The 13975-nt window shown below is 70.5% G+C and carries 8 protein-coding genes and 3 pseudogenes; 5 read left to right on the top strand and 6 right to left on the bottom strand.

The window, feature by feature from the left end; genetic code table 11:
* A partial coding sequence (locus x551_RS11830; RefSeq protein ID WP_036248648.1) for a zinc-binding dehydrogenase occupies positions 1-493 on the top strand: 493 nt, incomplete at its 5' end.
* Here the strand turns inward: x551_RS11830 and x551_RS27345 are convergent.
* Entirely contained in the window at positions 483-1115 is a 633-nt protein-coding gene (locus x551_RS27345; protein WP_253950361.1) for a helix-turn-helix domain-containing protein, read from the bottom strand. The two genes, x551_RS11830 and x551_RS27345, sit on opposite strands and share 11 nt — an antisense overlap.
* Positions 1016-1452, bottom strand: a pseudogene (locus x551_RS27340) (AraC family transcriptional regulator ligand-binding domain-containing protein); the annotation flags it as partial. The pseudogene x551_RS27340 and the gene x551_RS27345, both read right to left, overlap by 100 nt.
* Before the next feature lie 263 nt (positions 1453-1715).
* On the opposite strand from x551_RS27340, the gene icmF reads away from it, so the two are divergent.
* From icmF to x551_RS11805, 4 genes and pseudogenes are all read left to right on the top strand, one after another.
* On the top strand, positions 1716-5006 hold the full coding sequence (gene icmF / locus x551_RS11820) for a fused isobutyryl-CoA mutase/GTPase IcmF (protein ID WP_011828503.1): 3291 nt from the start codon (positions 1716-1718) through the stop codon (positions 5004-5006).
* Positions 5007-5040: 34 nt separating this feature from the next.
* Positions 5041-5849, top strand: a pseudogene (locus x551_RS11815) (ABC transporter substrate-binding protein).
* Positions 5850-5986: 137 nt separating this feature from the next.
* Entirely contained in the window at positions 5987-8122 is a 2136-nt protein-coding gene (locus tag x551_RS11810) for a PQQ-dependent dehydrogenase, methanol/ethanol family (protein WP_011828505.1), read from the top strand.
* Between the two features lie 19 nt (positions 8123-8141).
* On the top strand, positions 8142-8828 hold the full coding sequence (locus x551_RS11805; protein WP_011828506.1) for a glutathione S-transferase N-terminal domain-containing protein: 687 nt from the start codon (positions 8142-8144) through the stop codon (positions 8826-8828).
* 47 nt (positions 8829-8875) lie between these two features.
* On the opposite strand, the gene x551_RS11800 is transcribed toward x551_RS11805, so the two are convergent.
* From x551_RS11800 to x551_RS11785, 4 genes and pseudogenes are all read right to left on the bottom strand, one after another.
* Positions 8876-9526, bottom strand: a complete 651-nt coding sequence (locus x551_RS11800) for a glutathione S-transferase family protein (protein ID WP_011828507.1) — start codon at positions 9524-9526, stop codon at positions 8876-8878.
* Positions 9527-9590: 64 nt separating this feature from the next.
* A complete protein-coding gene (locus tag x551_RS11795; RefSeq protein WP_036233801.1) occupies positions 9591-10331 on the bottom strand; it encodes an SDR family NAD(P)-dependent oxidoreductase in 741 nt (246 codons plus the stop codon).
* Between the two features lie 141 nt (positions 10332-10472).
* A pseudogene (locus x551_RS11790) lies at positions 10473-12793 on the bottom strand (ATP-dependent DNA helicase).
* Positions 12790-13602 carry a hypothetical protein gene (locus x551_RS11785; protein WP_036233796.1) on the bottom strand — a complete coding sequence of 271 codons (813 nt, stop codon included), beginning with the start codon at positions 13600-13602 and terminating at the stop codon, positions 12790-12792. Before x551_RS11785 ends, x551_RS11790 begins: the two are co-directional and overlap by 4 nt.
* Between the last annotated feature and the right edge of the window lie 373 nt (positions 13603-13975).

Genomic DNA, 13975 nt, shown 5'->3' with positions numbered 1-13975 from the left:
GGTCGCGCTGCTGGCCGGGCTGGGCTTCCGGGTGGTCGCGTCGACCGGGCGGCCGGCGGAGGCCGAGTACCTGCGCTTCCTCGGCGCCGCGGCGATCCTCGACCGGGCGGAACTGTCGTCGCCCGGCAAGCCGCTGCAGAGCGAGCGCTGGGCCGGCGTGGTGGACACGGTGGGCAGCCACACGCTGGTCAACGCCTGCGCGCAGACGCAGTGGCACGGCGCGGTGACCGCCTGCGGCCTGGCCCAGGGCAGCGACCTGCCCGGCACGGTGATGCCCTTCATCCTGCGCGGCATCACGCTGTACGGCATCAACTGCATGCGCGTCGACGAGGCCACGCGGCGCCTCGCCTGGGAGCTGCTGGCGCAGCATGTGCGCAGCGACCAGCTGGCGCAGATGACGCAGGAGATCGGGCTGTCCGAGGTGATCGCCTATTCGCCCGGCCTGCTGGACGGCAAGGTGCGCGGACGCACCGTGGTCGACGTCAACCGCTGAGCAGTGCCGGGGCGGTGGCCGGCCGCCGCGCGGTGGCGTCGGCGCCCGGCGCCGACATGCCGTCGGCACGCAACGCGCGGTACTCGCCCGGCTGCGACCCGGTCCATTTCTTGAAGGCGCGGTGGAAGGCGCTGGGCTCCTGGAAGCCGAGCAGCGTGGAGATCTCGGCGATGCTGAGCCGGCTGTGGCACAGGTGGTGGATCGCCGCATCGCGCCGCAGGTCGTCCTTGGCGCTCTGGTAGGTGCCACCCTCGGCCTCCAGCCGGCGCCGCAGCGTCGACGGGCGACGTGGAACTCGAGCGCCAGGTCGTCCAGCGTCGGCCAGCCGGCCTGGCCGCCTAGGCAGCGGCGCAGCCGGCGCCGCACGCGCGCGGTCCAGCTGTCGGTGCTCTTGTACTTGAGGAACACCGACTGCGGCGCCGAGCGCAAAAAGCTCTTCAGCGTGGCCTCGGTCTGGATGATCGGCGCCTCCAGCAGCGCGGCGTCGAACTCGATGGTGGTGCGTTCGGCGCCGAACGCCAGGTCTTCGCCGTACATCACGCGGTACTCGCGCGCTTCCTCGGGCAGCGCGTGGCCGAAGGCGATGTGGGCGAGCTGGATGCGCCGCCCGATCAGCCAGCACATCAGGCCGTGCAGCATCACCAGGTAGGTCTCCTCGGCGAAGCGGCGGTCGGCCGGGTCGGCGATGCGGTTGTGCAGCGTGATCACCGCCCGGTCGTCGTCCACCGCCAGCTCGCCGTGCAGGTCGTCGAGGAAGGCCGAGAAGCTGCGCAGGCAGCGGCGCAGGGCCCGGCCGAGCGTGCCGCAGTGCAGCACCGCATGGCACATCAGGCGAAGCTGCCGACCTTCATGCGGCGCGCGTCGAGGCCGAAGAATTCGTCGTCGAGCTGGTGCGCGACGGCCAGCCACAGCGCCGCGAAGGCCCGGGCCGGCACGCGCGCCTGGCGGTGGGCCAGCATCTCGGCCGGGATGCCGGCCGCGCGCAGCACCGCGGGCAGCGCCTCGGGTGCAAGATGCGCCAGCGCGGCCCGCACGAAATAGATCGAGACGGTGTCCTTGTCCATGTTCCGGGGGCCAGTGTAGGGCGCTGCCGCGGGTGGCAAAAACGAGCGCGGCACTTGACGGCTCGGGGCATGTCGCCGGCCCGCCCGCCCGCGGAAAATCAGGCATCGATCCCGGCCCGCGGACCCCCCGCCGGGCGCCCGCAGCAAGGAGACCCGCGATGACCGACCTGTCCGCCGAGTTCAAGGCCCTGGCCGAGTACCGCCCGACGAACCGGGTGCGCTTCGTCACCGCCGCGAGCCTGTTCGACGGCCACGACGCCGCGATCAACATCATGCGGCGCATCCTGATGGGCATGGGCGCCGAGGTGATCCACCTGGGCCACAACCGCTCGGTCGACGAGGTGGTGACCGCGGCGCTGCAGGAAGACGCCCAGGGCATCGCGATCAGCTCCTACCAGGGCGGCCACGTCGAGTACTTCAAGTACATGGTCGAGCTGCTGAAGGCGCGCGGCGGCGAGCACATCCAGGTGTTCGGCGGTGGCGGCGGCGTCATCGTGCCGGCCGAGATCCGCGACCTGGCCGATAGCGGCGTGCGCATCTTCAGCCCCGAGGACGGCCAGCGCATGGGCCTGCAGGGGATGATCGGCGAGATGGTGATGCGCTGCGACCGCGACCTGTCGCCGCATGCGCCAAAGACGCTGGACGCGCTGCAGGGCCACGCCGAAGGCGCCTGGCGCGCGCTGGCCCAGCTGATCACCGCGCTGGAGAACGGCCGGGCCGACCCGGCGCTGGTGCAGGCGCTGCACGCGAAGGCCCAGGCGTGCCACGTGCCGGTGCTCGGCATCACCGGCACCGGTGGTGCCGGCAAGTCCAGCCTCACCGACGAACTGATCCGCCGCCTGCGCCTCGACCAGGACGACGCGCTGCGCGTCGCCGTGATCTCCATCGACCCGTCGCGCCGCAAGAGCGGCGGCGCGCTGCTGGGCGACCGCATCCGCATGAACGCGATCGGGCCGTGGAGCCAGGGCCCGAGAGTCTTCATGCGCAGCCTGGCCACGCGCGACACCGGCAGCGAGATCAGCGCCGCGCTGCCCGAGGTGCTGGCGGCGGCCAAGGTGGCCGGCTTCGACCTGGTGATCGTCGAGACCTCCGGCATCGGCCAGGGCGACGCCGCCATCGTGCCGCTGGTCGACGTGCCGATGTACGTGATGACGCCGGAGTACGGCGCCGCCAGCCAGCTCGAGAAGATCGACATGCTCGACTTCGCCGAGTTCGTGGCGATCAACAAGTTCGACCGCAAGGGCGCGCCCGACGCGCTGCGCGACGTGGCCAAGCAGGTGCAGCGCAACCAGGAGGCCTGGAAGCAGCGGCCCGAGGAGATGCCGGTGTTCGGCACCATGGCCAGCCGCTTCAACGACGACGGCGTGACCTCGCTCTACCAGTCGCTGAAGCAGCGGCTGGCCGGCCTGGGCCTGCCGGTGCGCGAGGGGCGGTTGCCGGCGGTGAGCACGCGCCACAGCACCCACCAGACGCCGATCGTGCCGGGCGCGCGCGTGCGCTACCTGGCCGACATCTCCGAGACCGTGCGCGGCTACAAGCGGCACGCCCGCGAGCAGGCGCGCCTGGCCCGCGAGATCCAGCAGCTGCGGGCGAGCTCGCGCATGCTGCACGAGGCCATCCCCGACAAGTACAAGGCGCGCGACGCGCTCGAGGAACAGGCCGTGAGCCGCGAGGCGCGGCTCGACCCGCGCGCGAAGAAGCTGCTCGCCATGTGGCCCGACCTGCAGAAGGCCTATGCCGGCGACGAATACGTGGTGAAGATCCGCGACAAGGAGATCCGCACCACGCTCACCCACACCACGCTGTCGGGCAACAAGATCCGCAAGGTGGCGCTGCCGCGCTACGAGGACCACGGCGAGATCCTGCAGTGGCTGATGCTCGACAACGTGCCGGGCAGCTTTCCGTACAGCGCCGGCACCTTCGCGTTCAAGCGCGAGGGCGAGGACCCGACGCGCATGTTCGCCGGCGAGGGCGACGCCTTCCGCACCAACCGGCGCTTCAAGCTGGTGAGCGAGGGCATGCCGGCCAAGCGGCTGTCGACCGCCTTCGACTCGGTCACGCTGTACGGCCACGACCCCGACCTGCGGCCCGACATCTACGGCAAGGTCGGCAACTCGGGCGTCAGCATCGCGACGCTCGACGACCTGAAGGTGCTGTACTCGGGCTTCGACCTCACCAACCCCAGCACCTCGGTGAGCATGACGATCAATGGCCCGGCGCCGTCGATCCTGGCGATGTTCATGAACACCGCCATCGACCAGAACCTGGAGAAGTTCGCGGCCGAGAACGGCCGCGAGCCGACCGACACCGAGGCCGCCAAGATCCGCGAATGGGCGCTGGCCAACGTGCGCGGCACGGTGCAGGCCGACATCCTGAAGGAAGACCAGGGCCAGAACACCTGCATCTTCAGCACCGAGTTCAGCCTGAAGGTGATGGGCGACATCGCCGAGTACTTCGTGCACCACGACGTGCGCAACTTCTACTCGGTGAGCATCAGCGGCTACCACATCGCCGAGGCCGGCGCGAACCCCATCTCGCAGCTGGCCTTCACGCTCTCCAACGGCTTCACCTTCGTGGAAGCCTACCTGGCGCGCGGCATGCACATCGACGACTTCGCGCCGAACCTGAGCTTCTTCTTCAGCAACGGCATGGACCCGGAGTACACCGTGATGGGCCGCGTGGCGCGGCGCATCTGGGCGGTGGCGATGCGCGACCGCTACGGCGCCAACGAGCGCAGCCAGAAGCTCAAGTACCACGTGCAGACCAGCGGCCGCAGCCTGCACGCGCAGGAGATCGCCTTCAACGACATCCGCACCACGCTGCAGGCGCTGATCGCGATCTACGACAACTGCAACTCGCTGCACACCAACGCCTACGACGAGGCGATCACCACGCCCACCGAGGAGAGCGTGCGCCGCGCGATGGCGATCCAGCTCGTGATCAACCGCGAGTGGGGCCTGGCGAAGAACGAGAACCCCAACCAGGGCGCCTTCATCATCGACGAGCTGACCGAGCTGGTGGAGGAGGCGGTGCTGGCCGAGTTCGAGAAGATCTCCGAGCGCGGCGGCGTGCTCGGCGCGATGGAGACCGGCTACCAGCGCGGCAAGATCCAGGAGGAGAGCATGCACTACGAGATGCTCAAGCACACCGGCGAGTACCCGATCATCGGCGTGAACACCTTCCGCAACCCGCACGGCGACCCGACGCCCGGCCACATCGAGCTGGCGCGCTCCACCGACGAGGAGAAGCAGTCGCAGCTGCAGCGCCTGGCCGACTTCCACGCCCGCCACGCGGCCGAGTCGCCGGCGATGCTGGCGCGGCTGCAGCAGACCGTGATCGACAACGGCAACGTGTTCGAGGTGCTGATGGACGCGGTGCGGGTGTGCTCGCTGGGGCAGATCACCACCGCGCTGTTCGAGGTGGGTGGGCAGTACCGGCGCAGCATGTGAGCGGCGCGCCGCCCGGCGCGGGCCGGCCGCGACAATGAGGCTCATGCCCGCCCGCTTTCCCGAACGCATCGTCTGCCTGACCGAGGAGCCCACCGAGGTGCTCTACGCGCTGGGCGAGGCGCACCGCATCGTCGGCATCTCCGGCTTCACCGTGCGGCCCCGCGCGCGCGCCAGGAGAAGCCCAAGGTGTCGGCCTTCACCAGCGCGAAGCTCGAGCCGATCCTGGCGCTGCAGCCCGACCTGGCGATCGGCTTCTCCGACATCCAGGCCGACATCGCCCGCGAGCTGATCCAGCGCGGCGTGGAGGTGTGGATCAGCAACCACCGCTCGGTCGACGGCATCCTGGGTTATGTGCGCCGGCTCGGCGCGATGGTCGGCGCGGCGCACCGGGCCGAGGCCTATGCTGACGCGCTGGCCGCGCGCGTGGAGCGCGTGCGGCAGGCCGCCGCGCAGCTGCCGCGCCGCCCGCGCGTCTACTTCGAGGAGTGGGACGAGCCGCAGATCAGCTGCATCCGCTGGGTCAGCGAGCTGGTGGGCATCGCGGGCGGCGACGACATCTTTCCCGAGCGCGCCGTGGCGAGCCTGGCGCGCGACCGCATCCTCGCGACGCCCGACGAGGTGATCCCGCGCGCGCCCGACATCGTCATCGGCTCGTGGTGCGGCAAGAAGTTCCGCCCCGAGAAGGTGGCCGCCCGTGCCGGCTGGGACCAAGTGCCCGCGGTGCGCGACCGCGAGCTGCACGAGATCAAGTCGCCGCTGATCCTGCAGCCGGGCCCGGCCGCGCTGACCGACGGGCTGGACGCGCTGCACGCGATCGTGGCGCGCTGGGCGGCCCGGCACTGAGCCCGCCGGCGCGCGCGCCGCGTCGCCATGGATCAGGCGTTCAAGCCTACCCACCCGGGTGGAAAACTACCCTCGCGGGTAGTGGCCTGCGGCGACGCGGGCCGGGATCATCGCGCACGCCCAAGGAGACCTGCACGATGCACCGACGCCCCGCCCCCTCACCCGCAGCGCTGGTTGCCCGGCTGGTCGTGACCCTGAGCCTGGCCTGCGGGCTGTCCGCCCCGTCGGCAGCCGCCGGCACCGAGGTGAACGACGCGGCCCTGAGCGACCCGAAGCAGGGTGCGAACTGGCTGGCCTACGGCCGCAACTACAGCGAGCAGCGCTACAGCCCGCTGGCGCAGGTCCATGCCGGCAACGTGGGGCGGCTCGGGCTCGCGTGGTCGATGGCGCTGCCCGAAGACCGCTCTCTGCTGTCGACGCCGCTGATCGTCGACGGCGTCATGTACTTCACCGGCAGCTGGAGCAAGACCCGCGCGGTGGACGCCGCGACCGGCAAGCTGCTGTGGGAGTACGACCCGGAGTCGATCAAGCACGCTGGCGGCGAACGCCTGCGTGCCATGTGGGACTCCAGCCGCGGGCTGGCCTACTGGAAGGGCAAGCTGGTCATCGCGACCATCGACGGGCGGCTGATCGGCCTGGACGCGAAGACCGGCCAGAAGCTGTGGAGCACCCAGACCTTCGACCCGAAGCGACCGCTCTACATCTCCGGTCACCCGAAGGCCTTCCGCGACCTGGTGATCGTCGGCAACGGAGGCTCCGAGTTCGGCGCGGGCCGCGGCTTCGTCAGTGCGTACCACGTGGACAGCGGCAAGCTGGCGTGGAAGTTCTACGTGGTGCCGGGCAATCCCGCCGACGGCTTCGAGGACGAGGCCCAGGCGATGGCGGCCAAGACCTGGACCGGCGAGTGGTGGAAGCACGGCGGCGGCGGCCAGGTGTGGAACGGCCTCACCTACGACCCCGAGTACGACCAGATCCTGATCGGCACCGGCAACGGCGGTCCGTGGAACCGGAAGGTGCGCAGCCCGGACGGCGGCGACAACCTGTTCCTCTGCTCGATCGTGGCGCTGGACGCACGGACCGGCAAGTACAAGTGGCACTACCAGACCGTGCCCGGCGAGACCTGGGACTACAACTCCAGCATGGACATGGTGCTGGCCGACCTGAAGCTGCGGCCGGGCGGCGGACCGCGCAAGGTGCTGCTGCATGCGCCGAAGAACGGCTTCTTCTATGTCATCGACCGCAAGAACGGCAAGCTGCTGTCGGCCGAGAAGATCGCCAAGGTGACCTGGGCGACCGGCATCGACATGAAGACCGGGCGGCCGATCGAGGCCGAGGGCGCGCGCTACGAGGACGGCTCGGAGCTGGTATGGCCCAGCGTCTACGGGGCCCACAACTGGCATGCCATGTCCTTCAATCCGAAGACCGGGCTGGTCTACATCCCCAAGGTCGAACTGCCCGCGCTGTTCACCGACACGGGCGTGCGGATCGTCGACTGGCGCAAGCCCGAGAACTTCGGCCAGCTCGATGTCGCGGTCGACATCGGCCTGGGCAGCGACATCCCCAAGGACGCCGGGGTGAGCTCGCTGCTGGCCTGGGACCCGGTGAAGCAGAAGAAGGCGTGGGAGGTGGCCCAGCCGAACTACTGGAACCCCGGCACCATGACCACCGCGGGCAACCTGGTGTTCCAGGGCCGCATCGACGGCACGTTCATCGCCTACGACGCGCGCGACGGCAGGCAGCTGTGGTCGGTGCACGTCGGGTCCGGCATCAGCGCGCCGCCGGTCACCTACTCGGTGGGCGGCCGGCAGTACGTGTCGCTGCTCGTCGGCTGGGGCGGTGCCGGCATGTCGCTCGGTGGCGGCAGCTCGATGGCGCAGTACGGCTGGGGCTTTGGCGGCCAGACGCGGCAGTTGCTGACTTTCGCGCTCGACGGCAAGCTGCCGATGCCCGACGTGGGCAAGCCCGTGTTCGTCCGGCCCATCGTGCCGGCGGATTTCAAGCCCGACGAGAAGCTGGTCGATCGTGGCCGTGCGCTCTACGCCAGCACCTGCGTCTGGTGCCACAGCGCCGGCGCGGTGTCGGGAGGCTATGCGCCGGACCTGCGTGCCTCGCCGATGCTGCTGGACCTGAAGGCGTTGCGGACCGTACTCGAAGGCGCCCTGGTGCAGCGCGGCATGCCGAAATACCCCGACCTCACGGACGACGATCTCGTGGCACTCCAGCACTACGTGCGCAGTCAGGCTATCGTGACTTCACAGCCGACCCCGCCCTAGTCGGCACGGAGCGCACTGCATGATCGATCTCTACACCTCGGCCACGCCCAACGGCTGGAAGGCCAGCATCCTGCTCGAGGAACTGGGGGTGCCGTACACGGTGCATCCGCTGTCGCTGCAGAAGCAGGACCAGAAGACGCCGGCCTTCCTGTCCATCAACCCGAACGGTCGCATCCCGGCGATCGTCGACCGCAGTGCGGGCGACTTCGCGGTGTTCGAGTCCGGCGCGATCCTGATCTACCTCGCGGAGAAGCACGGCCGCTTCCTGCCTGCCGACGTGAAGGGGCGTTCGCTCGTCATCCAGTGGCTGATGTTCCAGATGGGCGGCATCGGTCCGATGCAGGGCCAGGCGAACGTCTTCCACCGCTACGCGCCCGAGAAGATCCCCTATGCCATCGAGCGCTACCAGAGCGAGACCAAGCGTCTCTACCGTGTGCTCGACGGTCGGCTGGCCGACCACGAGTTCCTGGCCGGTGACTACTCCATCGCCGACATCGCCAACTGGTCCTGGGTGTCGCTGTACGACTGGGCCGGCGTGAGCATCGACGATCTGCCGCACCTGCGGCGCTGGCTGGACACCATCGCGGCGCGGCCTGCGGTGCAGCGCGGCATCGTCATTCCCGAGCCGCTGCAGCTCGGCGGCGGCGGCGAGGCGGTGAAGAAGATGGCGCAGTCCATCCTCGTCTCCGCCCCGGGCACGGCCTGAAGCGACGCCCCCGCTGCTCCAGGCAACTTGCTTCTCGCGCGCGCGCTTCAGCCGCGCATGCCGATCTCCTGCCAGCCCGGCGACAGCGAGGCGGTGGCACTGGGCCGCGCGTTCATGCGCGCCAGCCACGCGGTCACGTTCTTGAGCGCCGGGTCGACCTGCAGGCCGGTGGACATGCAGAAGTCGAGGCAGCAGTACAGCACCAGGTCGCCCAGCGTGACGCGCTCGCCGCACAGGTAGGACTTGCCCTTCAGCAGCGTATCCACCAGCGCCACGCCGTCCAGGCCCTTGGCCTTGAGGCCGTCGGCGGCGTCGGGCAGGCAGCGCACGCGGTCCTTGAACAGCGGCAGCCCGGGCCCGAAGCGGAAGGCGTTGTAGAGATGCTCGCAGGCGTTGAGCTCGGCGCGCCGCAGGGCCATGCGCGCCTCGGCGCGTTCCACCGGCGTGTTGCCGATCAGCGCCGGCGTCGGGTGCAGTTCCTCGAGGTACTCGCAGATCGCCACCGTCTCCGCGATGACGCGGCCGTCGTCGAGCTCCAGGCTCGGCGTCTGGCCGGCCGGGTTCTTGGCGAGATACGGGTCCTTGCGGTTCTCGCCGCCGAGGATGTCGAAGTCCTGGAACGGGATCGAGATCTTCTTCTCGGCCATGAACATCCGCACCATGCGGGGATTGGGGCCAAAGGAATTGAGCAGTTTCAAGCGGGTCTCCTGTTGTGACGAACATTGACGATCAAGCGCGACACGGGTGTGCGCGCACGGGGGCTCAGAACGATTCCTTGTAGGGGCGCAGGTCGATCTCCTGCGCCCAGGCGCTGCGGGGCTGGCGGTGGAGCTGCCAGTAGGTCTCGGCGATCGCATCGACGTCGAGCAGGCCGTCCTCGCCGCGCTGCGCCACCATCTTCGGCATCACGCTGCGCAGGCGCTCGCCGTTGATGCCGCCGTCGATCACGACGTGGGCCACGTGGAGACCCAGCGGGCCGAACTCGCGCGCCATGCTCTGGCTCAGCATGCGCAGCCCGGCCTTGGCCGCAGCGAAGTGGGCGAAGCCCGGCTTGCCGCGCAGGCTGCCCGAGGCGCCGGTGAAGATCACCGTGCCGCGCCCCAGCGGTGCCAGGCGCCGCGCCGCCTCGCGGCCGACCAGGAAGCCGCCGAAGCAGCCGACGCGCCAGAAGCTCTCGAACTGCGCCGCGGTGAGCGTGCGGAAATCGATCACCTGGTTGTTGCCGGCGTTGAACACCACCAGATCGGCCGGTTCGCGGCCCGCACCCGGCGTCATGGCCAGGTCGAACAGCCGCTCGACATCGGTTTCCGAGGTGGTGTCGGTGACGACGGCCTGCGCGCTGCCGCCGGTCGCGCGGATGGCGTCGACCACCTGGCCGATCTTGGCGGCGGTGTGCCCCGCCGCGAGGACGTGGTAGCCCTCGGCAGCGAAGCGCCGGCAGACCGCGCCGCCCACGCCCTGCTCGACACCCACGCCGACGACGACGGCGGTTGGAAGGCCCATGCTGTTCTCCACCAATGAACTCGGTTGCGGGTTCAGGCGAATCTCAGCGGGCATGCTCGGTGCCTTGCCGTGCCGCTGCGCTCCTGGCGCATCGACCCGTTCGTCTGCCGATGCATTTTCCGCATCGGCCGGCAAACGGCACTACCCGAAAGGATAGGTTTTCGCTGGCAGGCGTTGGCTCGGTGTCAGCATCCACCAGGCCGGCAGCAGCGCCTGGACTTCGCGCCGTGCGTAGCGGTCGTCGATCAGGTGGACCACGCCGCGGTCCTCGGGCGTGCGGATCACCCGGCCCGCGGCCTGCACCACCTTCTGCAGGCTGGGTAGAGGTAGGTGTAGTCATCGCCGGCGCCAAACATCGCCTGCATGCGGGCGCGGATCTGCTCGTTGACCGGGTTGACCTGCGGCAGGCCGAGTGTGGACAGGAAGGCGCCGATCAGGCGCCGGCCCGGCAGGTCGATGCCCTCGGAGAATGCGCCGCCCAGCACCGCGAAGCCGATGCCCTGGCCCGCGTCGGCGAAGCGCGCCAGGAAGCGCTGCCGTTCGGCCTCCGGCATGCGCCGCGACTGGCGCCAGCTCGGCAGCTGAGGATGGCGGACGGCCAGCCGATCGGCCACCTGCTCGAGGTAGTCGTAGCTGCTGAAGAAGGCGAGGTAGTTGCCCGGCCGCGCCTCGAATTCGCGGGCGATCAGCGCCACGATCGGGTCCAGCGAGGCCGCGCGGTGCCGGTAGCGGGTGGAGATGTGGCGCGCGATCTCGACCCGCAGCTGGCCGGGCTGGAACGGCGAGACCACGTCGATGACGGCGTGGTCGGCCGGCAGGCCCAGCAGGTCGGCGTAGTAGTGCCTGGGCTGCAGCGTGGCCGAGAACAGCGTGCTCGTGTGGGCCGCGGCCAGGCGCGGCGCCAGGAAGGGCGCCGGCACCAGGTTGCGGATGCACAGCGTCGACGGCGCGGCGCGGCGCGCCCCGGCGCCGGCCGGCGGCCGGGTGACATCGAGCAGCGAGTGGGTGTCCAGCAGTTCGGCGAGGCGCAGCAGTTGCAACGCCTCGAAGTGGAAGGCCCGCAGCGCAGTGTCCTGCGTCTGTGGATGCTCGGCGTCGTGCTCGCCGATCGCGGCACAGGCCAGTTGCAGCGCGGCCTTCAGCGGCACGGGGAAGGCGGCATGCACCTGGTAGGGCAGCGATGGGCCCCGGTCGAGGGCGGCCCAGCAGCGGCGCAGCTTGTCGAGCGCCTTCTTCAGCGCCGGGACGGTCTGCGCCGTGACGGAGCGGCGGGCCTCGGCCAGCGTGTCGGGCCGCAGTTCGGCGCTGTACATCCGGCGTCCGCGCTCCACCAGGTTGTGTGCCTCGTCGACCAGCAGCCCCACCCGCCACAGGTTGGCCTGCGCCAGGCCGTGCAGCAGCGCGCCGAGATCGAAGTAGTAGTGGTAGTCGCCCACCACCACGTCGGCCCAGCGCACCAGCTCCTGGCTCAGGTAGTAGGGGCAGACCGTGTGCTGGCGCGCCACCTCGCGCACCCGGTCCTGCTGCAGCATCACCGTGCTGCCGCACGGCGCCAGTGCTGCGGCACGGGCGTCCGGCAGCCGGTCGTAGAAGCCGCGGGCGAGCGGGCAGGACTCGCCGTGACAGGCCTTGTCGGGGTGCTCGCAGGCCTTGTCGCGGGCCACCAGTTCCAGCACCCGCAGCGGGCCGACGGCCAGGCGCGCCAGCGCGTCGAGCGCGAGCTGGCGGCCCGAGGTCTTGGCGGCCAGGAAGAACAGTTTGTCCAGTTTCGCCCCCGGGGCCGCCTTGAGCAGCGGGAACAGCGTGCCCAGGGTCTTGCCGATGCCGGTGGGCGCCTGTGCGAGCAGGCAGCGACCGGCGTTCGCCGCCTTGTAGACGGCTTCGGCCAGCGGGCGCTGGCCGGCGCGGAAGCCGTCGAAGGGGAAGGCCAGCGCTTGCAGTGCGGCGTCGCGTGCGCCGCGATGTGCCAGCTGCTGCTCGGCCCAGGCCAGGAAGCGCTCGCACTGCTGCTCGAAATGCTGCCGCAGCTCGCCGGCGCTGCAGCGCTCGGTGAACACGGTCTCCTGCTGGCTGCCGATGTCGAGGTAGACCAGCGCGATGTCCAGCGCCGCCAGGTCCTGCTGTCGGCAGAGCAGCCAGCCGTAGATCTTGGCCTGGGCCCAATGCAGCTGGCGGTGCGAGGGCGGCTGGCGGTCGAGCCGGCCCTTGTGGGTCTTCACCTCCTCGAGCCGTTGCCGCGCCGGGTCGTAGCCGTCGGCGCGGCCGCGCACCCGCAGCGCGCCGTGGTCGCCCTGCAGGCTGAGTTCGGTCTGATAGCCCGGGCCGCGGCGCGCGGCCACCAGCGCGTGGCCGGCCATGCCTTCCAGCGCGCTGGGCGCGGGCGTGAAGCGCAGGTCGAGGTCGCCCTGCTTGGCCGCGAACTCGCAGAGCTCGCGCACGGCGACGGTGTAGCGGCGATTCACGGCAGGCTCGCTCCGGCATCGCCCAGCAGAGCCTGCGCGCCGTCGATGTCGCTGTCGCTGCGCAGCGGCGTGGCCCGGGCCAGCGCCAGCCAGACCGCGAAGGGCAGCGTGCAGCGGGCGTGGCGCGCGGGGCGCAGTTGCTCGAAGTGACCGTCTTCCAGGTCGCCGTGCAGCACCCAGACGCCGAAGGCCTCGGGGATTTCCTCGGGCTGCGCCACCGCCACCGGGAACACATAGTGGCACTCGCTGCACAGCCACTGGTAGGCCTGCCGTTTGGCGGCGTGCCGCAGGTCGGACAGCAGATCGGCCCGCGTCGCCTTCACCTCGTGGACCATGGGCTGCAGATAGGCCTCGACGCTGGTGTTGCGCACCGAGTAGAGGTCGGGCCGCGCGATGCGCCACACGCCGGCGGGCGCGGCGTGGCCCGTGCCGGGGTCCTGCCACAGCGTGGGCACGGCGGGGGGTTGCTCCGGCACGGGCGGCTCGGGCGGTGGCGCGTCGATGGCGGCGCGCAGGGACAGCTCGCGCCAGACGATGCGGCCCGCGCGCATCAGGTGCTCGGCGAACTTCTGTGCCAGGCGGTCGTGCGCGCCGAGTTCGCGCGCGCCACGCCGGCGCGCATCGGCCAGCACCTCGATGCCGGCGGCGGTGAGTCGCAGCGTGTCGCGGCCCTCGGGCGTGGTGTGCACGCAGAGCCATTGCGCAGCCAGCAGGTCGAGCTCGATGCCGTCCCGGCAGGGCCAGCCCGCCGAGCGCCAGATCTGCAGCAGGCGGGCACGGTGGTGGCGTGTCAGGCGCGGTTCGGCCATGGAAGGGGAAGCAGGAGGGGGCGAAAAGATACTGTTCGTAAATACAGTACCACGCTTCTCGTCGCGGCCGGGTAAACGAGGGCCGCGTTCGCCTTGACAGCGGCGCGATGCGCTCGCTACTCTACCGACCGATCGGTACAGTTTTGTGTGAACCCCTGTGCGCACCACGCGCCATGACCCGCCGCCGGGGCCTTTGCGTCCGGGCGATCGACGAGGAAACACGACCATGAAGAATTCGAACACGACCCGACTGATGGAGGCCGCCCGGACCGAACTGCAGGTGGGCCGTTCCCTCACCCACGACCCGGGGCGGCGGGCCCTGCTGGGCCGCTCCGCCACGGCGGTGGCGGCCGGCGTGACCGCGCTCGCCGCC

This window comes from Methylibium sp. T29 (assembly GCF_000576205.1).
Classification (GTDB): Bacteria; Pseudomonadota; Gammaproteobacteria; order Burkholderiales; family Burkholderiaceae_C; genus Methylibium; species Methylibium petroleiphilum.
This window is presented reverse-complemented; position numbering and strand designations above follow the sequence as displayed.